This is a genomic window from Streptomyces sp. NPDC001515 (assembly GCF_053597115.1).
The window spans coordinates 287124-310188 of sequence record NZ_JBSFHN010000003.1; the positions used below are offsets into that span (position 1 = coordinate 287124).

Sequence of the window (23065 nt, forward strand, 5' to 3'; positions counted from 1 at the left end):
CCGGGCCGGGCGCCCCTTCGCGGGTGTCCGGCCCTGTGTGTGTCCGCCCACACCGCGCCCCCGCAGGTCAACGGCAAGTTGACGGGTGTTCGCGGAGCGTGGTGGACTGCCGGAGCCATTACGGCGACAGCAGAGGAAGCCGGTGCGAATCCGGCGCGGTCCCGCCACTGTCACCGGGGAGCGGTCCCCCCTCTCGGACGTCACGGCCCACCGGGCCGGAAGACCGGGAGACCGCGGATCCGGGAGCCAGGAGACTCTGGTCGCCGTCTCGTCGAACCAGGGCGCGGACCCTGAGTGAGGACATATCGCCATGCCCGGCCCCGTCGCCAACCCTTCCCCGCCGCTTCCCCGTACCGGGGCCCGCCGAGGCGCCACGGCCGGCTGACCCGTGCGTGCCGATCGCGTCTTCGCGTACGGCGCCACGGCCGGGATGATCGGTGATCTGCTGCTCGGTGACCCCCGCAGGGGCCATCCGGTGGCCGCCTTCGGGCGGGCCGCGGCGGACGTCGAACGCCTGCTGTGGCGCGACCACCGGGGGTGGGGCGCGCTGCACACCCTGGTCTGCGCCGGCGGCGCCGCCGGGGCCGCCGCCCTGGCCTCCCGCGCCCTGCGCCACCGCCCCGCCGCCTCCGTGGCCCTGACCGCCGCCGCCACCTGGTCCGTCGTCGGCGGAACCTCCCTGGGGCGCGAGGCGCGGGCCATCGGCGGCGCGCTGGCCGCCGGGGACGTCGAGGGGGCCCGGGAACGGCTGCCGCATCTGTGCGGCCGCGACCCGCAGTCCCTGGACGGACCGCAGATCGCCCGTGCCGTCGTGGAGTCCGTCGCCGAGAACACCTCGGACGCCGTCGTCGGCGCCCTGGTGTGGGGGGCGCTGGGCGGCGTCCCCGGACTCGTCGGCTTCCGGGCCGCCAACACGCTGGACGCCATGGTGGGCCACAGGTCGCCCCGCCACCGGCGCTACGGCTGGGCCTCCGCCCGCCTCGACGACGTGGCCGGCTGGCCCGGCGCCCGGCTGACCGCCCTGCTCGCCACCGCCGCCGGAGGGTCGCCGCGCGCGGCGCTCCGGGCCTGGCGGGCGGACGCGGCCGCGCATCCGAGCCCCAACGCGGGCCCGGTGGAGGCCGCGTTCGCGGGGGCGCTCGGCGTGCGGCTCGGCGGCACGCTGGCCTACGGCGGCCGGGTCGAGCACCGTCCCGTGCTCAACGGCGCGGCGGGCCGGGCCGTGGAGACCGCCGACATCGAACGCGCGGTACGGCTCTCGCGCCGGGTCGGCGCCCTGGCGCTCGGCGTCAGCGTCGTGGCCCGGCTGGGCGCGGGCGCGGCTGCCCGCCGCCTCCGGTCCCGGGCCGGGGCCGCCCCCTCCCCCACCACCGGACGGAGCAGGACATGAGCGGCGGACTGCTGGTCGCCGGGACCACGTCGGACGCGGGCAAGAGCGTCGTCACGGCGGGCATCTGCCGCTGGCTGGTGCGCCGGGGCGTGAAGGTGGCGCCCTTCAAGGCGCAGAACATGTCGCTGAACTCCTTCGTGACCCGCGAGGGCGCCGAGATCGGACGGGCCCAGGCCATGCAGGCCCAGGCCGCCCGCGTCGAGCCGACCGCCCTGATGAACCCGGTGCTCCTCAAGCCCGGGAGCGACCGCTCCAGCCAGGTGGTGCTGATGGGGCGCCCGGTCGGCGAGATGAGCGCCCGGGGCTACCACGGGGGCCGGCAGGAGTCCCTGCTGTCCACCGTCACGGACTGCCTGGAGCGGCTGCGCGGCACGTACGACGCGGTGATCTGCGAGGGCGCGGGCAGTCCGGCCGAGATCAATCTGCGGCGCACCGACATCGTCAACATGGGCATCGCGCGGGCCGCCCGCTTCCCGGTGGTGGTGGTCGGCGACATCGACCGGGGCGGGGTCTTCGCCTCGTTCTTCGGAACGACCGCGCTGCTCGCGCCCGAGGACCAGGAGCTGATCGCCGGCTATCTGGTGAACAAGTTCCGGGGCGACGTCTCGCTGCTGGAGCCCGGCCTCGGCATGCTGCGGGAGCTGACCGGCCGGCCGTCGTACGGGGTGCTGCCCTTCGCGCACGGTCTGGGCATCGACGAGGAGGACGGACTGCGGGTGTCGCTGCGCGGCGCCGTGCGCGAGTCGGTGGTGGCCCCGCCGCACGGGGAAGACGTGCTGCGCGTCGCCGTGTGCGCGGTGCCGCTGATGTCGAACTTCACCGACGTCGACGCGCTGGCCGCCGAACCGGGCGTCGTCGTGCGGTTCGTGGACCGCGCGGAGGAGCTGGCGGACGCCGATCTCGTCGTCGTGCCCGGCACCCGGGGCACCGTGAAGGCGCTGGCCTGGCTGCGCGAGCGCGGACTGGCCGACGCGCTGCTGCGGCGGGCCGCCGAGGGCCGTCCGGTGCTCGGCGTGTGCGGCGGCTACCAACTGCTCGGCGAGCGGATCGAGGACGAGGTGGAATCGCGCGCCGGCCGCGTCGAGGGGCTGGGGCTGCTCCCGGTCCGGATCCGCTTCGACCGCGAGAAGACCCTCGCCCGGCCGTCCGGCGAGGCGCTGGGCGCCCCGGTCGAGGGGTACGAGATCCACCACGGCGTCGCGGACGTGCGCGGCGGCGAGCCCTTCCTCACCGACGGGCGGGGCCGCCCGCTGGACGGCTGCCGCTCCGGCTCCGTCTGGGGCACCCACTGGCACGGCTCGCTGGAGAGCGACGCCTTCCGGCGCGCCTTCCTGACCGAGGTGGCGCGGGCCGGGGGCCGCCGTTTCGTCCCCGCCCCCGACACCTGCTTCGCCGCGCTCCGCGAGGAGCAGCTCGACCGGCTCGGCGATCTGATCGAGGAGCACGCGGACACCGACGCGCTGTGGCGGCTCATCGAGTCGGGCGCGCCGTCCGGACTGCCGTTCGTTCCGCCGGGTGCGCCCGCGTCCCCCGCCCAGGAGGTCATGTGAGTACGCCCTACCCCTTCACCGCCATCGTCGGACAGGACGACCTGCGACTCGGGCTGCTGCTCAACGCGGTGAGCCCCGCCGTCGGCGGAGTCCTCGTCCGGGGCGAGAAGGGCACCGCGAAGTCCACCGCCGTCCGGGCACTGGCCGCGCTGATGCCCGAGGTCACCGTCGTCCCCGGCTGCCGGTTCTCCTGCGCCCCCGACGCCCCCGATCCGGTGTGCCCGGACGGCCCGCACCCGTCCGGGGCCGGCGCGGCGCGGCCCGCCCGCACGGTCGAGCTGCCCGTCGGCGCCTCGGAGGACCGGCTCGTCGGGGCCCTGGACATCGAACGGGCGCTGGCCGAGGGCGTGAAGTCCTTCGAGCCGGGGCTGCTGGCCGAGGCGCACCGGGGGATCCTCTACGTCGACGAGGTCAACCTCCTCCACGACCACCTGGTCGACCTGCTGCTGGACGCGGCGGCGATGGGCGCCTCGTACGTGGAGCGCGAGGGCGTCTCCGTACGGCATGCCGCGCGGTTCCTGCTCGTGGGGACGATGAACCCCGAGGAGGGCGAACTGCGCCCGCAGCTGCTCGACCGGTTCGGGCTGACCGTGGAGGTCGCCGCGTCCCGGGACACCGATCTGCGGGTGGAGGTGGTGCGGCGGCGGCTGGCGTACGACGACGATCCGGCGGGTTTCGCGGCCCGGTGGGCGCCGGAGGAGGCGGCGCTGCGGGAGCGGATCACGGCCGCGCGGGCGCTGCTGCCGGAGGTCCGGCTGGGCGACCGCGCGCTGCGGCAGATCGCGGCGACGTGCGCGGCGTTCGAGGTGGACGGGATGCGGGCCGACATCGTGATGGCCCGGACGGCGACCGCGCTGGCCGCCTGGGCGGGGCGCGGGGACGTGCTGGCCGAGGACGTCCGGCAGGCCGCCCTGCTGGCGCTCCCCCACCGCCGCCGGCGCAACCCCTTCGACGCGCCGGGGCTGGACGAGGACAAGCTCGACGACACGCTGGAGGAGAACGGCGGCGGGGACGACGATCCGGAGCCGGACGGCCCCGGGGGCGGTGGCCGGCCGCCCCGGGGGGGCGGTCCCGACACGCCGCCGGGTCCCGGGGCGGGAGCGGACGACACGCCCGGGACGGCCGGTGACGGCCCGTCGGAGCGGGGACCTGAGCCGGGTCCCTCGCTGCCGGGGCAGGGCGGTGAACAGGCACCGGTCCGGGCAGGTGAGCCGTTCCGGACGAAGGCGCTGAGCGTTCCCGGGCTGGGCGAGGGGGCGGCGGGGCGGCGGTCCCGGGCGCGTTCCGCGCAGGGGCGGACGACCGGGGACCGGCGTCCGCGCGGCGGGCTGACGGCGCTTCATCTGGCCGCGACCGTACGGGCCGCAGCCCCGCACCAGCGGGCGCGGGGCCGGTCGGGTCCGGGGCTGGTGGTGCGGCGGGACGATCTGCGCCAGGCGGTGCGGGAGGGGCGCGAGGGCAACCTCGTGCTCTTCGTCGTGGACGCCTCCGGGTCGATGGCCGCGCGGCAGCGGATGGGCGCGGTGAAGGGGGCGGCGCTCTCCCTGCTGCTGGACGCCTATCAGCGGCGGGACAAGGTCGGGCTGATCACCTTCCGGGGCCGGGGCGCCGAGCTGGTGCTGCCCCCGACGTCCTCGGTGGACGCCGCGGCGGCCCGGCTGGAGGGCCTGGCGACCGGGGGCCGTTCCCCGGTGGCCGCCGGGCTGCTGAAGGCCCATGAGGTGCTGCGGGTGGAGCGGCTGCGCGATCCCTCGCGGCGGCCGCTGCTCGTGGTGCTGACGGACGGCCGGGCCACCGGCGGGCCCGAGCCGCTGGCGCTGGCCGCGCGGGCGGCCCGGCTGCACGCGGCCGGGGGCACCGCGTCGGTCGTCGTGGACTGCGAGGCGGGGCCGGTCCGGCTGGGGCTCGCCGGGGTGCTCGCCGGTGAGCTGGGCGGCACCGCCGTCACGCTCGACGAGCTGCGGGCCGACGCCGTCGCCGGTCTGGTCAAGGACGTGACGAACACCCTCAGGAGGGTCGCGTAATGCCTCAGGGACAGCCGGACAGCGTGCCGGACGACGGTCTCACCACGCGTCAGCGGCGCAACCGCCCGCTGCTGATGGTGCACACCGGCGCCGGCAAGGGGAAGTCGACGGCCGCCTTCGGGACGGCGCTGCGCGCCTGGAACCAGGGGTGGCCGATCGGGGTGTTCCAGTTCGTGAAGTCGGCGAAGTGGAAGGTCGGCGAGGAGAACGCGCTGAAGGTCCTCGGGGCGAGCGGCGAGGGCGGCTCCGTCACCTGGCACAAGATGGGCGAGGGCTGGTCCTGGGTCCAGCGCGACGACCAGAGCGACAACGAGGCGAAGGCCCGTGAGGGCTGGGAGCAGGTCAAGCGCGATCTGGCGGCGGAGACGTACCGGCTGTACGTGCTCGACGAGTTCGCCTATCCGCTGCACTGGGGGTGGATCGACCCGGCCGAGGTCGTCGAGGTGCTGCGGAACCGGCCCGGCACCCAGCATGTGGTGATCACCGGGCGCAACGCGCCGGCCGCTCTGCTGGAGGCGGCGGACCTGGTGACGGAGATGACGAAGGTCAAGCACCCGATGGACGCCGGGCAGAAGGGCCAGAGGGGCATCGAGTGGTGAACGTCCCCCGGCTGGTCGTGGCCGCGCCCTCGTCCGGGAGCGGCAAGACGACCGTGGCCACGGGTCTGATGGCGGCGCTGTCGGGCCGCGGACTCGCCGTGTCCGGGCACAAGGTGGGCCCGGACTACATCGATCCGGGCTACCACACGCTGGCGACCGGCCGTCCGGGGCGCAATCTCGACGCCTATCTCTGCGGCCCCGATCTGGTCGCGCCGCTGTTCCTGCACGGGGCGCGCGGCTGCGACCTGGCGGTGGTCGAGGGGGTCATGGGGCTGTACGACGGGGCCTCGGGGCAGGGCGAGCTGGCGTCCACCGCGCACGTCGCCAAGCTGCTGCGGGCCCCGGTGGTGCTGGTCGTGGACGCGTCCTCGCAGTCGCGGTCGGTGGCGGCGCTGGTGCACGGTTTCGCCTCGTGGGATCCCCGGGTGCGCATCGGCGGGGTGATCCTCAACAAGGTGGGCACCGACCGGCACGAGACGCTGCTGCGCGAGGCGCTGGAGGAGTCCGGGGTGCCGGTCCTCGGGGTGCTGCGGCGGGCCGAGCGGGTCGCCGTGCCCTCCCGGCACCTGGGTCTGGTGCCGGCCGCCGAACGGCAGGACGGGGCGGTGGACGCGGTCGCGGCGATGGCCGAACAGGTGCGGGCGGGCTGCGATCTGGACGCGCTGCTGGCACTGGCCCGGTCGGCCCCGCCGGTGCCCGGCGAGGCGTGGAGCCCGCCGGAGCACCGGCCGGCCCGCCGCCCGGTCGTCGCCGTCGCCTCCGGGGCGGCGTTCACCTTCTCGTACACCGAGCACACCGAACTGCTGGCCGCGGCCGGTGCCGAGGTGGTGCCCTTCGACCCGCTGCGCGACGAGGCGCTGCCCGAAGGGGTGGCGGGGCTGGTCGTCGGGGGCGGGTTCCCGGAGGTGTACGGGCCGGAGCTGTCGGCGAACGAGGCGCTGCGCCGGGAGGTCGCGGCGCTGGCCGCCTCGGGGGCGCCGGTGGCCGCGGAGTGCGCGGGGCTGCTGTATCTGGCGCGGTCGCTGGACGGGCTGCCGATGTGCGGGGTCCTGGACGCCGAGGCGCGGATGTCGGGGCGGCTGACGCTCGGTTACCGGGAGGCGGTGGCGCTGTCCGACAACGTGCTGGCGGCGGCCGGGACCCGGATGCGCGGGCACGAGTTCCACCGCACGGTGCTGGAGCCGGGGGCCGGTGACACTCCGGCCTGGGGGATGCGGCTGCCCGAGCCGAGGGTGGAGGGCTTCGTCCGGGGCGGGGTGCACGCCAGTTATCTGCACACGCACTGGGCGTCCCTGCCGGCCACGGCGCGGCGGTTCGTCGAGCGGTGCGCCGGGTGAGCGGTGGACCCGGCTCACCCCGGTCACTGCGCGAGGCCGACGACCAGCCAGATGAAGCCCACGCCCGCCACCGTGAACAGCAGGGTGGAGCGGGCCGGGTGGTCGTGGTGGGCCTCGGGCAGGATCTCGGCGGCGGCGAGGTAGAGCAGCGCTCCGCCGAAGAAGCCGAGATAGCAGCCGAGCAGTTCCTCCGGAAGGGTGAACACGAGCGTCGTCGCCGCGCCGACGACGGGGGCCGCGGCATCCGCGTACAGCATCGCCATCGCCTTGCGGCGGGCGTTCCCGTACAGACTGGTGATCGTGTACGTGTTGAAGCCGTCGGCGAAGTCGTGGGTGATGACGGCGAGGGCGACGGCGGCGCCCATGCCGCCGCCGACCTGGAAGGCGGCGCCGAGCGCGACCCCGTCCATGAGGCTGTGGCCGACCATGGCGGCCGCGGCGGTCAGCCCGACCTGGGGGACCCGTTCCTCGCCCGCGCCGTGGGCCGCCTGGCGCACGGCGAGCAGACGCTCCACCAGATGTGCGACGAGGAAGCCCCCGACGAACAGCAGCAGGGCCGCCGGTACGCCGAAGACCAGGCCGCCCGCGGCCTCGATGGCCTCGGGCAGCAGATCGAGGCCGACCACGCCGAGCATGAGTCCGCCGGCGAATCCGAGCACCAGATGGCGGCGGTCGGTGACGCGCCGGGCGACCCAGCCGCCGGCCAGGGTCATGAGGAACGCGCCGAGCGCGACGAACACCGCCATGGGGCCTTGCTAGCCGATGAGTCCGGGTCCCCGCATCTTCGGGCGGGCGCGGGCGGGCCGGGCGGCGCGGAACTGGTCGTGGGGGTGGGGGCCTCCCGGGGGGTGACCGGGGACGAGGTCGTCGCCCTGGTCCGGGAGGCGCTGGCGGCGGTCGGCCCGGCGGCCCCTCCCGTGGCGGAGCTGGTCACCGTCGACACCAAGGCCGCCGAGCCGGGGATCGTCGCGGCGGCCACCCGGCTCGGGGTGCCGCTGCGCTCGTTTCCGGCCTCTGTGCTGGCCGAAATCACGGTGCCGCATCCGTCCGGGGCGCCGCTCGCCGCGACCGGCACGCCCTCGGTCGCGGAGGCCGCCGCGCTCGCGGAGGGCGGCGAACTCCTCGTCCCCAAACGGAAGTCACGCGTCCGGAGCGGGGCCTCGAAGGCGACCTGCGCGGTGGTGCGGCGGGCCCGCGGGGGTCCGTTCGCAGGGCCGCCGGGCAACGCGGTCACCGCCCCGGACCGTTGCGTGAAGCCGGGTGGGGGGCGCATAGTCGTTCTGCCGTGCACCCACCCGGATCACGACGGCCCTCCCCACCGTCCCCCCACCCCCACCATGGCGGCCATGTACATTCCCACGGACAGCCCCGACGCCTCCGGCGCCGGGAGACACGACCTTCGCCACCACGGTGACGCCGAGGTACGGGGACGGGGCCGGGATCTGACCGATCTCGCCGTCAACGTACGGGCCGGAACGCCGCCGCACTGGCTCACCGAGCGGATAGCCGCCTCGCTGGGCGCGCTCGCCGCCTACCCCGACGGCCGCACGGCCCGTGCGGCCGTCGCCGCGCGGCACGGTCTCGCACCGGAACGCGTGCTGCTGACCTCGGGGGCGGCGGAGGCGTTCGTGCTGATCGCGCGGGCGCTGCCGGCCCGCCGGCCGGTCGTGGTGCACCCCCAGTTCACCGAGCCGGAGGCGGCGCTGCGCGCGGCCGGGCACGAGGTGGGGCGGGTGCTGCTGCGGGCCGGGGACGGTTTCCGGCTGGATCCGGCCGAGGTGCCGCAGGAGGCGGATCTGGTGGTGGTCGGCAATCCGACCAACCCGACGTCCGTGCTGCATCCGGCGGCGGTGCTGGAGCGGCTGGCCCGGCCGGGGCGGACGCTGGTGGTCGACGAGGCGTTCATGGACGCGGTGCCGGGCGAGCGCGAGGCGCTGTGCGGCCGTACGGACGTCCCCGGGCTGGTCGTGCTGCGCAGTCTCACCAAGACCTGGGGGCTCGCCGGGCTGCGGGTCGGCTATGTGGCGGCGGCGCCGGAGACCGTACGGCTGCTGGCGGAGGCGCAGCCGCTGTGGCCGGTGTCGTCCCCGGCGCTGGCGGCGGCGGAGGCGTGCATGGAGCCCCGGGCGCTGGCGGAGGCGGCCGAGGCGGCGGAGCGGATCGCGGTGGACCGGGCCCATCTGGTCGCGGGGCTGCGGGAGTTCACCGAGGTCGAGGTCGTGGAGCCGGCGCGGGGGCCGTTCGTGCTGGTGCGGCTGGAGCGCGCGGCCGAGATCCGGGAGCGGCTGCGGATGCTGGGCTTCGCGGCCCGGCGCGGTGACACCTTCCCCGGGCTCGGCGCCGAGTGGCTGCGGCTGGCCGTGCGGGACCGCGCGACGACCAACCGCTTCCTCCAGGCGTTCGACCTGGCGCTCCAGGCGCTGTCGGCGGTCAGCCGCTGACGATCTCCGGCTTGAGCGGGGCGAGGCGTCCGGCGATCTCCCCGATGGTGCCGTCGTCGGCCCCGGCCTCGGCCAGCGCGGCGGCGAGGTGCTCCACCACCCGGTCGAAGTGCGCGCCGGTGATGTCGAGTCCCTGGTGCGCGCGGTTCATGCCCCGGCCGGCGTAGGGACCCGGGGAGCCGAGGGCGCTGCCGACGAAGGCGCGCTGGTGGGCCTTGAGACGGTCGACGTCCGTGCCGGTGAAGTAGGGAGCCAGCACGTCGTCGTCCAGGACGCGTACGTAGAAGAGGTCCACCACGGCGGCGACGGCGTCGGCGCCGCCCATCCGGTCGAAGATGCTCGCCGGCGCCGGGCCGGGGGCCACCGACTCCTTGGTCTGATCCATGGCAGTCGAACATGGCGTCGAAGCGGGCCGGACGGACGCGGTTGGCCGGAATCCACAGGTGCGGACGGGGAAGTGGGGAGCGGCGTTCCGACTGTGGACGCCGCTCCCCTTCCCCCGCTCCCCCGTGGTCTCTCTCCCCCGGTGACGGCCCCCGCCGTCACCCTCGGGTTCGGGCCCCGGTCAGCTCTGCGAACGGCGCCTGGCCACGACGGTCGCCGCGCCACCGGCCCCGAGCAGCAGGGCCGCGCCGCCGGCGATGTACGGCGTGCTGGAGCTGCTGCCGGTCTCCGCGAGATCGGCGTCGGTGGACCGCGGCGCCCGGTCGGTGCCGGTCTGGGTCGTAACGTCGCCGCCGGTGGAGCCCGTGGTGCCGGATCCGGAGGTGGCGCCGCCGCTGCCGGAGCCGCCGCTGCCCGAACCGCCGTTGCCGGAGCCGCCGTTGCCCGAACCCCCGTTGTCGCCGCCGCCTTGCGTGGAGCCGCCGCCGGTCGTCGCGCCCGTGGTGGCGCCGCCGTCGTCCGAACCGCCGGTGGTCGTGCCGCCGTTGTCGGAGCCGCCGCTGCCGGTGGAGCCTCCGTTGCCCGAACCGCCGTTGTCCGCACCGCCGCTGCCGGAGCCACCGGTGCTCCCGTCGCCGCCCCGCTTCGGCGTCTCGCAGGTGGCCTCGGCGAGCGTGACCTCGCCCTTCACATCGGCCACGTTGAGGTCGAGCGGGTTGACCGCGACCTTCAGCCGAAGGGCGACCGCCGCGGCCGTGCGGGTGGTGGTGCCGGTCTTCGAGAGGTCCAGGGTCACCGAGCCGACGCCGGGAACGGCGACCCGGGTGGTGCCCCCGGCGGACAGGGTGACGCGCTTGCCGAGGACCTTCACATGGCCCAGGACGTTCGACTCGGCCACCGGCCGGTGTCCAGTCTCGCAGACGGCCTTCGAGGTGACCTGCTCGACCTCGACGAGCGAGAGCAGCGGCAGACCGGGCAGGTGCAGCCGGGCCCTCACCACATTGCTGTGGCCCTCGGCGCGGTGCCGCCCGACGGTCGCCCGCGCGGTGGCCGCATCGGCGCGCAGCACGTGGACCGGCCTTCCGCTCTCCACCCCGTCCAGCTTCACGGTGAGCGCGGTCCGCTCGGCGCTCCGCGGGGCGCTCACCTCGTTGAGCGTGGCCTTGAGCGGCACGTCGATCGCCTTGTTCAGCAGCGAGACGTCGAGGGCGGTACGGAGCACGACCGCGCTCGCCTTCCCGTCGCCGGTGGTCGTGGTGGCCGGCGCGGCGGCGGCCGGCGCCGGGGCGGCCACCAGCAGGGCGACGGGAGCGGCGGCGGCCGCCAGGGCGGCGAGGCGGAAGGTGTTGCTGTTCAAGATGGTGGAACCCCCACAAGAGACATGGAGCCACCGGCGCCGTCCAATGGGGGACATCGCGGGCACCGGTGGCCTCGACTCCGTGAATCTTTACGCACAGAGGGTGAACTGGCAGATACCCGAGGTGAGTTCACCCCAAAGGGGGGTTTCCGTGCTTGTATTCGATTATTCCGGCACATGCGTTCCTCGGGTTCACCCGTTTCACCGAGCGCGACGGGTGCGTACGGCTCCCGCGCGGCCGGGGCGGACCATTCCAACGACCGGACGCGCCCGGGGTCACTGCCGGTCAACCGGACGCGTCCCGGACCGCGCGGGTCCGGGACGCGGAGGCCGGGCCGCGCGTCAGCCCACGACCCGCCCGTCGAGCACGACGTGGCGGGGGGCTGCCAGCACGCGGACGTCGGCGCGCGGGTCCTCCTCGTACACCACGAGATCGGCCGGGGCCCCCTCCTCCAGACCGGGCCTGCCGAGCCAGGAGCGGGCGCCCCACGCCGTCGCGGACAGCGCGTCCAGGGCCGGGATGCCCGCCCGGACCAGCTCCGCGACCTCGTCGGCCACCAGCCCGTGGGCCAGCACCCCGCCCGCGTCCGTGCCGACGAACACCGGCACCCCGGCGTCGTACGCCGCGCGCACGGTGGCGTAGCGGCGCTCGTGCAGCCGGCGCATATGGGCCGACCAGCGGGGGTACTTGGCCTCGCCGCCCCGGGCCAGCTCCGGGAAGGTGGCGATGTTGACCAGGGTCGGCACGATCGCGACGCCGCGTTCGGCGAAGAGCGGGATGGTGTCCTCGGTCAGTCCCGTGGCGTGCTCGATGCAGTCGATCCCGGCCTCGACGAGATCGACGAGCGCGTCCTCGGCGAAGCAGTGCGCGGTGACCCGGGCGCCGAGCCGGTGGGCCTCCGCGATCGCCTCCTCGACCTCCCGGCGCGGCCAGCAGGCGGTCAGATCACCGACCTCGCGGTCGATCCAGTCCCCGACGAGCTTCACCCAGCCGTCCCCGCGCCGGGCCTCCCGCGCCACGTAGGCCACCAGGTCCCCGGGCTCGATCTCATGCGCGTAGTTGCGGGTGTAGCGGCGCGGCCGGGCGATGTGGCGGCCGGCCCGGATGATCTTCGGCAGGTCCTCGCGGTCGTCGATCCACCGGGTGTCGGCCGGTGAGCCCGCGTCCCGCAGCAGCAGCGCACCGGCGGCCCGGTCGTCGAGGGCCTGCTTCTCGGAGGTGGCCGCGTCGACGGCGCCGTGGTGGTCGAGTCCGACGTGGCAGTGCGCGTCGACCAGGCCCGGGAGCACCCATCCGGTGACCACGTCCGCCGCGTCCGCGCCCGGGGGCCGTTCGTACGTCACCCGGCCGTCGACCGCCCAGAGCCCGTCCCTGACGTCGTCCGGGCCGACCAGCACCCGGCCCTCCACCCGCAGTACCCGCGCCGCCTCGTGATCGCTCATGCACAGCACTGTACGAGGCGACCGGCCGGGCCCCCACCCCCGGACCGGGGGCCGGCGGACGGGTCCGGACGGTCCGCGCGGGCCCGCCGGGACCCCCTGGGTACCCTCGGTGGAGGCGCGGCCGGCAGGCCGGGCCGCACATCGATCCGATTCCGAAGAGAGCCCCGCCGTGACGCACCCCTTCCTCGATCTGACCCCGCTCACCGCCGCGCACTTCGCGGCGATCGAGCGGCGGGTGGCCCGCCTCCTCGCCACCGAGCAGGACGTCGTCATCACGCAGGGCGAGGCGCTCCTGCCGCTGGAGGGCTGCATCCGGGGCGGCGCCCGGCCCGGGTCCACGGCGCTGAACGTGGTCACCGGTCCGTACGGGCAGACCTTCGGCAACTGGCTGCGCGACTGCGGCGCCGAGGTCGTCGACCTCGTGGTGCCCTTCCACACGGCGGTCACCGCCGACCAGGTCGCCGGGGCCCTGGCCGCGCACCCGGAGATCGACTTCGTCTCGCTGGTCCACGCGGAGGCCGCGACCGGCAACACCAACCCGGTCGCCGAGATCGGTGAGGTCGTGCGCGCGCACGGGGCACTGTTCATGCTGGACGCCGTCGCCTCGGTGGGTGCCGAGCCGCTGCTGCCGGACGCCTGGGGCGTGGACCTGTGCGTGATCGGCGCGCAGAAGGCGATGGGCGGCCCGGCCGGGGTCTCGGCGGTGTCGGTGAGCGCCCGCGCCTGGGAGCGGATGGCCGCCAACCCGCAGGCGCCGCGCCGCTCGTACCTCTCCCTGCTGGACTGGAAGGAGCGGTGGATCGACGCCGGCCGCAAGGCGCTTCCGCACGCCCCGGCGCAGTTGGAGATGCTGGCCCTGGAGGCGTGTGTGGAGCGGATCGAGGCGGAGGGCGCCGAGGCCGTGATGGCCCGTCACGCGGCGGCGGCCGCGGCCACCCGGGCCGGTGCGCGGGCGCTCGGCGGCGGCCTGGCCCCGTATGTGCACGAGGCCCGCGACGCGGCACCGGTGGCGACGACGCTGCGCGCGCCGGAGGGCGTGGACGCCTCGGCGCTGGTCGCGCGGGCGCTCGCGGCCGAGCCGTCGCTGCCGCTGATCGCGGGGGGCGGGGCGCTGTCCAAGGAGATGATCCGGGTCAATCACTACGGGGTCGACGCGACGCGGGGCGCGGTGCTGTCCTCGCTGGCGGCGCTGGGGGCCGCGCTGGCCGACACGGGCCGGCCCGTCGATCTGGAAGCTGCCCGGAAGGCCGTTTCGGAAACCTGGCCCAGCGAATAAATTCCAGCGTTATTCCACCGTGCGGGGAGCAGCCTAATTCCGGGCAGCTCCCCGCATTCTTCTGCCCGCTCTTCCCCGGGCTAAACACCCGGGTTTCCGGGGCGATCACCGCACACAATGCGCCGGTGCGCCACGAGAGTTACAAGCTTGTGACCGACTCCACACCATGGGCACTATGACCGATTAATACCCCTCAAATCGGCCGAAAACCCAAAGACCTCGCGCCGGTGTGCGCGCTCGCGCGATAGCACAGGGAACACTTTCACCCAACCCCTTCCCTCGATGCGATTTGGAAATTTGCTGGGTAAATTCAATTCACATGACCGCCGCACCAGCAGATTGTGCACGTGCCCGAAGCGAATTCATCACCATCGACATCCCACGAGTGGAGGACGGGGCCGCGATCTGGCGTATCGCCCGCGACTCCGAGGTCCTGGACCTCAACTCCTCGTACAGCTACCTGCTGTGGTGCCGTGACTTCGCGGCGACCTCCGTGGTCGCCCGCGACGAGACCGGCACCCCGGTCGCCTTCGTGACCGGGTACATCAGGCCCGACCGCCCCGAGACGCTGGTCGTCTGGCAGGTCGCCGTCGACGCCGGCCACCGCTCCACCGGGCTGGCGGGGAAGCTGCTGGACAGCCTGACCGCGCGGGTCGCCGCCGAGCAGGGCCTCGCCTCCGTCGAGACGACCGTCACCCCCGACAACGCGCCGTCCGACCGGCTGTTCACCTCGTACGCGCGCCGCCACGACGTGGCGCTGGAGCGCGAGGTGCTCTTCGACGGCGCGCTGTTCCCCGAGGACACGCATCTTCCCGAAGTGCTCTACCGCATCGGCCCGTTCCACACCTGAGCGCCACCGTGCCGACGGGGCACCGCCCGCCGGCCGCCTCTTCACCGCCCGTCACACCCCCCTCACGCAGGAGACCCGCTGTGACCATCACCCCGCCCGCCCTCAGCGTCTTCGAGACCCTGGAGTCCGAGGTACGGAGCTACTGCCGCGGCTGGCCCGCCGTCTTCGACCGGGCGCAGGGCGCCCGGCTCACCGACGAGGACGGCCACACCTACCTCGACTTCTTCGCCGGCGCGGGCTCGCTCAACTACGGCCACAACAACCCGGTGCTCAAGCGCGCGCTGATCGACTACATCGAACGCGACGGCATCACCCACGGGCTCGACATGGCGACCACCGCCAAACGGGCCTTCCTGGAGACCTTCCAGAACGTGGTCCTGCGCCCGCGCGACCTGCCGTACAAGGTGATGTTCCCCGGCCCGACCGGCACCAACGCGGTCGAGTCCGCGCTGAAGCTGGCCCGCAAGGTCAAGGGCCGGGAGTCCGTGGTGTCGTTCACCAACGCCTTCCACGGCATGTCGCTGGGCTCGCTGGCGGTGACCGGCAACGCGTTCAAGCGGGCCGGGGCCGGCATCCCGCTGGTGCACGGTACGCCGATGCCGTTCGACAACTACTTCGACGGCCAGGTCCCGGACTTCCTCTGGTTCGAACGGCTGCTGGAGGACCAGGGATCCGGGCTCAACCACCCGGCCGCCGTCATCGTGGAGACGGTCCAGGGCGAGGGCGGGATCAACGTGGCCCGCGCCGAGTGGCTGCGGGCGCTCCAGGACCTGTGCCACCGCCAGGACATGCTGCTGATCGTCGACGACATCCAGATGGGCTGCGGCCGGACCGGCGGCTTCTTCTCCTTCGAGGAGGCCGGCATCACCCCGGACATCGTGACGCTGTCCAAGTCGATCAGCGGCTACGGACTGCCGATGTCCCTCTGCCTGTTCACGCCCGAGCTGGACGTCTGGGAGCCGGGCGAGCACAACGGCACCTTCCGGGGCAACAACCCGGCGTTCGTCACCGCCGCCGCGGCCCTGGACGCCTACTGGGCGGACGGCCAGATGGAGAAGCAGACCGTGAAGCGCGGCGAGCAGGTCGAGCAGGCGCTGCTGGCCGTCTGCGGCGAGCACGACAGCGCGCGCTTCCGGGGCCGGGGGCTCGTGTGGGGCCTGGAGTTCGACGACCCGGCGCGCGCCTCGGCCGTCTGCGCCCGGGCGTTCCAGCTGGGGCTGCTGCTGGAGACCTCGGGCCCGCAGAGCGAGGTCGTGAAGCTGCTGCCGCCGCTGACCATCACCCCCGAGGAACTGGACGAGGGGCTGCGCACCATGGCCCGCGCCGTCCGCGAGACCGCCTGACCGTACGGCCCCGGGCGGTGCGTCCCCGCACGCGCCGTCCCCGTACCCCCGCCACCGCGGGTACCACCACCGCAGAGAGAAAGGCACCGAACCACCGTGATCGTCCGATCGTTCGCCGACATCGAGAACACCGACCGGCATGTGAAGGCCGAGTCCGGCACCTGGGAGAGCAAGCGCATCGTGCTCGCCAAGGAGAAGGTCGGCTTCTCGCTCCACGAGACCATCATGTACGCCGGCACCGAGACGTCCATGTGGTACGCCAACCACATCGAGGCCGTGCTGTGCGTCGAGGGCGAGGCCGAGCTGACCAACGACGAGACGGGCGAGAAGCACTGGATCACGCCCGGCACGATGTACCTGCTCGACGGCCACGAGCACCACACCATGCGCCCCAAGACGGACTTCCGCTGCGTCTGCGTCTTCAACCCGCCGGTCACCGGACGGGAGGAGCACGACGAGAACGGTGTCTACCCGCTGCTGACCGAGGAGGGCTGAACCCATGACCACCGACGTACGCACCGATCTGTACCCCTCGCGCGGCGCCGCCGAGATGACCACTCCCCGCCAGGACCCGGTCATCTGGTCCGCGCCGGGCGCACCGGGTCCGATCACCGCCAAGGAGCTCCAGGGCTACGAGCACGACGGCTTCCTCAGCGTCGAACAGCTCATCACCCCGGACGAGGTGGCCGGCTACCACGCCGAACTGGAACGGCTGATCGCCGACCCCGCCGTGCGCGCGGACGAGCGCTCGATCATCGAGCCGAAGTCCCGGGCCGTACGGTCCGTCTTCGAGGTCCACCGGATCAGCGAGGTCTTCGCCCGGCTGGTCAGCGACGAACGGGTGGTGGGCCGGGCCCGTCAGATCCTCGGCTCGGACGTCTATGTGCACCAGTCCCGGATCAACGTGAAGCCCGGCTTCGGCGCCTCCGGCTTCTACTGGCACTCGGACTTCGAGACCTGGCACGCCGAGGACGGACTGCCGCGCATGCGGACCGTCTCCGTGTCGATCGCCCTGACCGAGAACCACGACACCAACGGCGGGCTGATGATCATGCCCGGCTCGCACAAGTCGTTCCTCGGCTGCGCGGGCGAGACGCCCAAGGACAACTACAAGAAGTCGCTCCAGATGCAGGACGCCGGCACCCCCTCCGACGACGCCCTGACGAAGATGGCCGACCGCCACGGCATCAGGCTCTTCACCGGCAAGCCCGGTTCGGCCACCTGGTTCGACTGCAACGCCATGCACGGCTCCGGGGACAACATCACCCCCTACCCGCGCAGCAACGTCTTCATCGTCTTCAACAGCGTGGAGAACGCCGCGCAGGAGCCGTTCGCGGCGCCCGTGCGCCGCCCGGAGTTCATCGGGGCACGGGACTTCACCCCGGTGAAGTAGGGACGCGCGGGGCGGGGCGGGACGCGCGGTGCGTCCCGCCCCGCCCTTGCCATGAGCGAACTTGACGGGTTGTCACCTTGTCGGCCGACGTGCGGGACGCCCAGTCTGATCGGGACCGAGCAGTCACTCTCCGACGAAGGAGACCCACGTGCGCATCCTGCTTCGAAGATCGGCTCGACGCGCGGCCGCGAGCGCCGCCGCGCTGGCTCTGTGTACGGGCGGGCTGGTGATGGGCACCGCGGCCAACGCCCACGCCGCCGCGGTCTGTGCCGGGAACAAGATCGACACCCTGGAGTTCTCCACCGGCTACACGTACCTCTACTACAACAGCTCGACCGGGCTGAACTGCGCGTACACCGTGCCGAAATCGGGTGGCGTACGCCAGTTCATGGCGGTCGGTCTGTTCCGGCAGAGCGACGGTGCCGGGGTCTGGGACGACGGCGACTACGTCCAGTACGCGGGCCCGGTGTATCTGTACGCGCCGGGTACCTGCGTGTCGTTCAACGGGCAGGTCGCCTCGTCGGCCGGCAATTCCGGTTACGGACACTGCGGAACCCTGGCCTCCACCACGGCCCCGTCCGGACCGGCGGACCGCTCGTGAGGCGCCCTTCGAGGAGGACCCAACGCCTCGTGGCCGTCCTCGGCACGCTGGCCCTCTCGGGCGCCGGCATGCTCGCCCTTCCCGCGTCCGCGCAGGCCGCCTCGTACAACGGCGCCTGTGGTGCCGGGTACGGCGTCGTCGAGACCGCTGCCATCGGGACCTCGGGCACGCTGTTCCTGACCTGGAACGGCTCGCTCGGCAAGAACTGCGCCGTCGCGGTACGCAACGGTCCGGGGGCCGCCGTGTGGATGGAGGCATGGATCACCCGCACCGCCACCGGCGCGGGTGACGTCGACAACGGCTATTACACGAGCTACGCGGGCCCGGTCTACGTCAACGGTCTGAACACCTGCATCGCGTTCGGCGGCACGATCGGGAGCGAGTCGGTGGCCAGGGGCCCCGGCCACTGCGCCTGACCCGTCCGGACACCGATCGCGGCACCCTGCCCCGGGGCACGCGCGCCCGGGGCAGGAGCCCCATATCCACTGGACCCGGCGGAGCCCGCCGGGAAACAGTGGCCCCATGACCTCACACGTACACCACGTCACCATCGACTGCGCGGACGCCTACGCGCTCGGCTCGTTCTGGGCGCGGGTGCTGGGCGGCTCGCTGACCGACGACGATCGGCCCGGCGATCCCGAAGCGCTGCTCGAAACCCCGCACGCCGCCCTCCTCTTCGTCCAGGTGCCCGAGCCGAAGCGCACCAAGAACCGGGTCCACTTCGACGTCATGCCCGACCGGACCCGGGACGAGGAGGTGGAGCGGCTGCTGGCGCTCGGGGCCACGGTCGTCGGTGACCACCGGAGGCCGAACGGGCGGGGGTGGGTGACGCTGGCCGATCCGGAGGGCAACGAGTTCTGCGTGGAGTGCGGCGCCGAGGAGCGGGCGCGGCTGAGCGGGACGCGGCTGCCCGTCACGGCGGACGACGTCACGGCGGCGGTGCGGCTGTGCGTGGAGACGCTGGGCGCGGCGGCGGACCGGGACTGGCGCGTTCCGGCGGGGGACCTCACCTGGGACTGCTGGGAGACGGTCGACCATCTGCAGGACGACCTGTTCTCGTACGCGGTGCAACTCGCCCCGGCCGCGCCCTCGCTGGAGACGTACCTGCCCTACCGCTGGGCACCTCGGCGCGAGGGCGGGCCCTGGAACGCGGTCTGGGCCGACCCGGAGGCGGGGGTGGCCGGGCTGCTGACGACGGTGGAGGCGGGCGGCGCCCTGCTGAGCGCGATGGTCCGCACGGTGCCGCCCGCCACCCGTTCCTTCCACTCCTACGGCCCCTCCGACCCGGAGGGCTTCGCCGCGATGGGCGTCGTGGAGACCCTGGTGCACACCCACGACGCCGCGGCCGGGCTCTCGCTGACGTGGGCGCCGCCGCGGGACCTGTGCGACCGGGTGCTGGCCCGGCTCTTCCCCGACGCCCCCGAGGACGAGGACCGCTGGGCGGTGCTGCTGTGGTGCACCGGCCGCACGGCCCTGCCCGGCCGTGAGCGCCGCACCTCGTGGAAGTGGCGCGGGGCCCCGCCGGAGGAGGCCCCGCAGGCGTAGCGTCCGCTACCGGTGGGAGAACCAGGACACGTTGGTCTACGCCGACCAACGACCTGCACAGCTCCTCGGGACGACGAATGGTTGCTATGGCCCCTCGCTGGTCCCGGAACACCTGGTGTGCGTATCCGAGATCCCGCACGCTCGGCGTGACCGTACCCAACGGGTCATGTCCCGTCCGGCCCGTCCGTGAACATCTGCTGCACGTTCCGGCGGGCGATGTCTTCCAGCAGTCGCCCGAGCGGGTCTCTGACGCTCCACGAGTGGGCGGCGGGGTGTCCGGCGTAGAACACACACGCCTCGCAGTGCTCGACCGAGTCGGGGCGGTACAGCGCAGGGCACGGTGTCAGCTCGGCGAATCTGCATGCGCGGTCGGCGTCGGTCCCGTTCCAGAACAGCCATAGGTCCCGCTCGGCGGGAATCTCGGCGGACCAGAGTTGTGCAGCGTGCTCCTGGTGGTCGTCGTGCTCGCCGAGTTCGCACATGAGGTGGTCGCCGAAGGCGAGGGCGTCCGGAGGCTGTTCGGGACCCCCTTCCATGGTGGTCAGCGCAACGAGTGCGTCCAACTCGGGAATCTTGGTGTAGGCGGTGCACTGCAACACGTGGAGCGGTCCTCGGAGTGTGGAAGTCGGAACAACGGGGCCCCGCCCGTGTGCCACGGGGGGCAGCACACGGACGGGGCTCGACGTGGCCCTACCCGTTGACGTTCCCGGCGTCGTGCGGGCGGGCTGCCTGCCCTCGCAGCTCGGCCAAGGAACGCTGATACAGGGTTTGGCCCGCGTAGTACGCGTGTGCCGGAGCCGGCGAAGCATCCTCGATCACGCGCTGTGCGGCAGCCTTGAGCACCGCTGCCCACGCCATGACGTGCTGTTGCGCGACCCGTCCGCACTCCTGCGGTTCCCCGGGCAAGCACAGCGGCAAGGCTCGCGGCAACAGCTTGTTGGCGGCATGCCGCACGTAGCGTGCGACGTTCAGCCACTCTTCCTCGGTGCGGTGGGCGGTGGCACTGCCGGTATCCCCACACCACACGTTGAAGTCGTCGCCGTGATCGTTCATGGTCGCTGTCTCCTGTACTGGTTAGGCGGATGCACCGATGGGTGGCGCCTCCGCGGTTGCCTCTCGCGGGTCACAGTGCCCCACAGACGGCACGCACGGTCCGCACGGGCCGCACATCGGAAGGAACTGCGGCGGGGTGCACGACTGGACCCCGTTGCCGTGCACGGCTGCGATATCGGCGGTGACCCGCGCGGCCCGCACGCCGCTCCAGACCTCGGCAATCGGTGTGGTCTTGACGTTGCCCATGGTCAGGAACCGCCCGAGGACGCACGGCCACATGTCGCCCGTGGGACCGATGGCGCACTTTTCCTGTGCGCAGTGTCCACACAAGTCCTTGATCGTCGGCACGGCCCCCTGACTGGCACGTCCGAACGCCCGGGTCCGGTCCCCGCCCACCTGCGGAACGCCGAGCGACACGAGATCTCGGGCCGCTTCCTCGACACGCTGCCCGGAGCGCACCGCGACGACCCCGCCCCGCATCGGGACGCCGAGTTCCAACGCCTTCTGGACGTTGGCACGGGTCTTGCGGTGCGATCCCCTGAGCCCGGTCACCTGGTCGTGCTCGTTGGAGTCGTCCGAGTAGTACGACATGGCGAGCTTGACGCCGTACTGCGTGAACGCGTCCCAGAGTCCCGGGCGAATGTGCGCCATGTTGGAGAAGACCTCGATGCCGAGGCCGCGCTCGTGCGCGTGCCCGATCAGCTCGGGCAGGTTGGGGTACAGCGTCGGTTCCCCGCCGATGAACTGGACGTCCACGGTGCCCATGTCCGCAAGCTGGTCGATGACGCTCAGCCAGTCCGCGACGGTCATGGTGCCGTGTGTTCCCTTGGGCCCGCTGTCCGCGTAGCAGTGAGAACAGGTCTCCTGGCAAAGGCCCGTCACCTCCAGCCACGCGAACCGCAGCGCCGATAATGTGGTCGGTGCCATGAGTGATCCCCTCTTGTGTCGTGGGTTTCTCTGGTGCACGGTCCGGCGGGAAAGCAGCCACTTTCCCGCCGGGCATGGGGACTTGGTCCCCGGGGTGGGTCGCTTGTTGCAGTGGTCCCGGCCGGCTGCCAAACCGTCACACAGGACAGCCGACCGGGGCAGTGCCCGCCTCCCTCCCGCAGCGCGGGTCATGCGGCGAGGAGGCGGAGTCTCAGAGCATCAGGACCCCCATGCGGTCGGGTCCGGGGCCGCGAACAACAGCAACGGCGGACCGGTCCCGGACCTGAACGCCCCGCCTCCCCAACTGCACCGCGAACCATCCCTGGGGAGCGCGATACTCGCGGGCGAGACGGGCGGCGGACTCGTCGGACTGGTAGCGCCTGATCACGTCGGCTCGGGCGTCGGCGCACTCGGTCTTCGCGCGCAACGGGTGCGACAGCCCATCACCGCGGAAGGTCTGCTGCCCGGGTAACGGTCGGTACGGATCGGCGGCGGGAAGGATCACCGGACACACGGACAGGCTGTAAGTGCAGTCCGCATCCGGGAAGGTCTCGCACAGCGGATGCCCGCTCTTGATGTACTCGCGGGCTTCGGGCTCCTCGACCGAGTCGGCCCACACGCGGAGTTCCGCAGGGCAGTCGGGAACCGGAGCCGTGCCCACCAACATCTCTGGCTGTACCCACGCGGAGCGTTCGGGGTCGGGGTCGAGTCGGTCCGCGATATGCAATGCCTCGCCCCTGAGCCATCGGAGCGCCAGCACCGGGGAAATGGTCTGGAAGGTGCCTAAAACGTATTGCGCGGACTCGCCAGTTCCGTACACCGGCCCCCAGGCGCGCACCTCGGCCCAGTACCCCGCCGGCTTGCTGGTGCCGGTCATGCCGAACCGTCCTGATGCATCGCCGACGGGTGAACGGTCCACTCGCTGAACGCCGAATGGTCCTGGCCGGTGGACTCCCAGTGATCGAGCGCCCACTTCCGCGCGGTGTCGGCATCCGTCCGCGGCCCGGACTCGGCCCCGCATTCCTTGTCGTCGTCCAGCGTGCAGCAGCGAATGATGTACGTCGGCGCGGGGGTGTTGGGCTCGTCGTCGGTGCGCACCAGGGACCAGCGCATGAGCTGAAATCTCCGGGTCACAGTCGTTGCCTCCACCGGCTACGCGCGTTCGCAAGGGCGGTCCCGGCGCGCAACCGCTGTTCAACGGTGGCGGGCTCGACGTCCTCGGGGTCGGCGGTCCATTCCGTGCCGCCACCGACCGGACGAAGTGACCACTTGCCGCACCAAACCCCGCAGAACTCGCCGACACGACTACAGCTTGTGTCCACCATCAGCACACCTACGCGAGGCGGTACCGGCTCCGTGCTCACTCGCTCGTCCCCTTCCACTGCGGTTCCGGCTGTTCGCTCTAGGCAACCGCGCGATCACGCCCGGCGGTACTGTTGGGAAGCGCACAAGGATTAAGAGCCGCTAACAGAAGTGTCTGATGGTGTGACGGTCAGCTTGATCGCTCGTTGATTGGTGCGTGGGGAAGAGGGAGTCGCGGCCGTGGGTCGTG

Annotated in this window: 23 protein-coding genes and 1 riboswitch; of the genes, 14 read left to right on the plus strand and 9 right to left on the minus strand. The window is 73.2% G+C overall.

What is annotated here, in order from left to right:
- Positions 1 to 133: 133 nt before the first annotated feature.
- A riboswitch (cobalamin riboswitch) is annotated at positions 134 to 256 on the plus strand.
- 132 nt (positions 257 to 388) lie between these two features.
- Genes ACWCXC_RS06460 through ACWCXC_RS06480 form a run of 5 tightly spaced genes read left to right on the plus strand, consistent with a single transcriptional unit; the run spans position 389 to position 6900 of the window.
- Positions 389 to 1390 (plus strand): cobalamin biosynthesis protein, encoded by a 1002-nt coding sequence (locus tag ACWCXC_RS06460; protein WP_450886982.1) that lies wholly within the window; start codon positions 389 to 391, stop codon positions 1388 to 1390.
- Positions 1387 to 2940, plus strand: coding sequence for a cobyric acid synthase (locus ACWCXC_RS06465; RefSeq protein ID WP_450886984.1), 1554 nt, complete (start codon positions 1387 to 1389; stop codon positions 2938 to 2940). The genes ACWCXC_RS06460 and ACWCXC_RS06465 overlap by 4 nt, the downstream gene beginning before the upstream one ends.
- Positions 2937 to 4964 carry a putative cobaltochelatase gene (locus ACWCXC_RS06470; protein WP_450886986.1) on the plus strand — a complete coding sequence of 676 codons (2028 nt, stop codon included), beginning with the start codon at positions 2937 to 2939 and terminating at the stop codon, positions 4962 to 4964. The genes ACWCXC_RS06465 and ACWCXC_RS06470 overlap by 4 nt, the downstream gene beginning before the upstream one ends.
- Positions 4964 to 5563, plus strand: coding sequence for a cob(I)yrinic acid a,c-diamide adenosyltransferase (gene cobO / locus ACWCXC_RS06475; protein ID WP_450682674.1), 600 nt, complete (start codon positions 4964 to 4966; stop codon positions 5561 to 5563). The genes ACWCXC_RS06470 and cobO overlap by 1 nt, the downstream gene beginning before the upstream one ends.
- Positions 5557 to 6900: a cobyrinate a,c-diamide synthase gene (locus ACWCXC_RS06480; protein ID WP_450682673.1), complete on the plus strand. Its 1344-nt coding sequence runs from the start codon at positions 5557 to 5559 to the stop codon at positions 6898 to 6900. Before cobO ends, ACWCXC_RS06480 begins: the two co-directional genes overlap by 7 nt.
- A gap of 23 nt (positions 6901 to 6923) precedes the next feature.
- Here the strand turns inward: ACWCXC_RS06480 and ACWCXC_RS06485 are convergent, their stop codons facing one another.
- Entirely contained in the window at positions 6924 to 7646 is a 723-nt protein-coding gene (locus ACWCXC_RS06485) for a ZIP family metal transporter (protein ID WP_450682672.1), read from the minus strand.
- A gap of 102 nt (positions 7647 to 7748) precedes the next feature.
- On the opposite strand from ACWCXC_RS06485, the gene cobC reads away from it, so the two are divergent.
- Positions 7749 to 9341 carry an Rv2231c family pyridoxal phosphate-dependent protein CobC gene (gene cobC / locus ACWCXC_RS06490; protein WP_450886989.1) on the plus strand — a complete coding sequence of 531 codons (1593 nt, stop codon included), beginning with the start codon at positions 7749 to 7751 and terminating at the stop codon, positions 9339 to 9341.
- On the opposite strand, the gene ACWCXC_RS06495 is transcribed toward cobC, so the two are convergent.
- From ACWCXC_RS06495 to ACWCXC_RS06505, 3 genes are all read right to left on the minus strand, one after another.
- Entirely contained in the window at positions 9331 to 9726 is a 396-nt protein-coding gene (locus ACWCXC_RS06495; protein ID WP_450886991.1) for a group I truncated hemoglobin, read from the minus strand. The two genes, cobC and ACWCXC_RS06495, sit on opposite strands and share 11 nt — an antisense overlap.
- A 180-nt stretch (positions 9727 to 9906) precedes the next feature.
- On the minus strand, positions 9907 to 11082 hold the full coding sequence (locus ACWCXC_RS06500) for an SCO1860 family LAETG-anchored protein (protein ID WP_450886993.1): 1176 nt from the start codon (positions 11080 to 11082) through the stop codon (positions 9907 to 9909).
- Positions 11083 to 11424: 342 nt separating this feature from the next.
- Positions 11425 to 12525 (minus strand): amidohydrolase family protein, encoded by a 1101-nt coding sequence (locus ACWCXC_RS06505; RefSeq protein ID WP_450682668.1) that lies wholly within the window; start codon positions 12523 to 12525, stop codon positions 11425 to 11427.
- 169 nt (positions 12526 to 12694) lie between these two features.
- Between ACWCXC_RS06505 and ACWCXC_RS06510 the strand changes: the two genes are divergently transcribed.
- The 8 genes from ACWCXC_RS06510 (at position 12695) to ACWCXC_RS06545 (ending at position 19533) form a co-directional block, all read left to right on the plus strand.
- Positions 12695 to 13801, plus strand: coding sequence for a pyridoxal-phosphate-dependent aminotransferase family protein (locus ACWCXC_RS06510; protein ID WP_450682667.1), 1107 nt, complete (start codon positions 12695 to 12697; stop codon positions 13799 to 13801).
- A gap of 385 nt (positions 13802 to 14186) precedes the next feature.
- Positions 14187 to 14651 (plus strand): diaminobutyrate acetyltransferase, encoded by a 465-nt coding sequence (ectA, locus tag ACWCXC_RS06515; RefSeq protein ID WP_450682713.1) that lies wholly within the window; start codon positions 14187 to 14189, stop codon positions 14649 to 14651.
- Positions 14652 to 14731: 80 nt separating this feature from the next.
- Complete coding sequence (gene ectB / locus ACWCXC_RS06520; RefSeq protein ID WP_450886996.1) at positions 14732 to 15994, plus strand: diaminobutyrate--2-oxoglutarate transaminase; 1263 nt, start codon at positions 14732 to 14734, stop codon at positions 15992 to 15994.
- 96 nt (positions 15995 to 16090) lie between these two features.
- Positions 16091 to 16489, plus strand: a complete 399-nt coding sequence (locus tag ACWCXC_RS06525; RefSeq protein ID WP_450682665.1) for an ectoine synthase — start codon at positions 16091 to 16093, stop codon at positions 16487 to 16489.
- 4 nt (positions 16490 to 16493) lie between these two features.
- Positions 16494 to 17387 (plus strand): ectoine hydroxylase, encoded by an 894-nt coding sequence (gene thpD / locus ACWCXC_RS06530; protein WP_450682664.1) that lies wholly within the window; start codon positions 16494 to 16496, stop codon positions 17385 to 17387.
- Between the two features lie 148 nt (positions 17388 to 17535).
- Positions 17536 to 17988, plus strand: a complete 453-nt coding sequence (locus ACWCXC_RS06535; protein ID WP_450886999.1) for a hypothetical protein — start codon at positions 17536 to 17538, stop codon at positions 17986 to 17988.
- A gap of 29 nt (positions 17989 to 18017) precedes the next feature.
- Positions 18018 to 18404: a spore-associated protein A gene (locus tag ACWCXC_RS06540; RefSeq protein WP_450887001.1), complete on the plus strand. Its 387-nt coding sequence runs from the start codon at positions 18018 to 18020 to the stop codon at positions 18402 to 18404.
- Positions 18405 to 18510: 106 nt separating this feature from the next.
- Positions 18511 to 19533 carry a VOC family protein gene (locus ACWCXC_RS06545; RefSeq protein WP_450887003.1) on the plus strand — a complete coding sequence of 341 codons (1023 nt, stop codon included), beginning with the start codon at positions 18511 to 18513 and terminating at the stop codon, positions 19531 to 19533.
- Positions 19534 to 19697: 164 nt separating this feature from the next.
- On the opposite strand, the gene ACWCXC_RS06550 is transcribed toward ACWCXC_RS06545, so the two are convergent.
- The 5 genes from ACWCXC_RS06550 to ACWCXC_RS06570 form a co-directional block, all read right to left on the minus strand.
- Positions 19698 to 20096, minus strand: coding sequence for a hypothetical protein (locus ACWCXC_RS06550; RefSeq protein ID WP_450887005.1), 399 nt, complete (start codon positions 20094 to 20096; stop codon positions 19698 to 19700).
- Between the two features lie 127 nt (positions 20097 to 20223).
- Positions 20224 to 20586 (minus strand): hypothetical protein, encoded by a 363-nt coding sequence (locus tag ACWCXC_RS06555; protein WP_450887007.1) that lies wholly within the window; start codon positions 20584 to 20586, stop codon positions 20224 to 20226.
- 21 nt (positions 20587 to 20607) lie between these two features.
- Entirely contained in the window at positions 20608 to 21513 is a 906-nt protein-coding gene (locus tag ACWCXC_RS06560; RefSeq protein ID WP_450887009.1) for a radical SAM protein, read from the minus strand.
- A 211-nt stretch (positions 21514 to 21724) separates the two neighbouring features.
- On the minus strand, positions 21725 to 22390 hold the full coding sequence (locus ACWCXC_RS06565) for a hypothetical protein (RefSeq protein ID WP_450887011.1): 666 nt from the start codon (positions 22388 to 22390) through the stop codon (positions 21725 to 21727).
- On the minus strand, positions 22387 to 22662 hold the full coding sequence (locus ACWCXC_RS06570; protein ID WP_450887013.1) for a DUF7848 domain-containing protein: 276 nt from the start codon (positions 22660 to 22662) through the stop codon (positions 22387 to 22389). The genes ACWCXC_RS06565 and ACWCXC_RS06570 overlap by 4 nt, the downstream gene beginning before the upstream one ends.
- Positions 22663 to 23065: the final 403 nt, after the last annotated feature.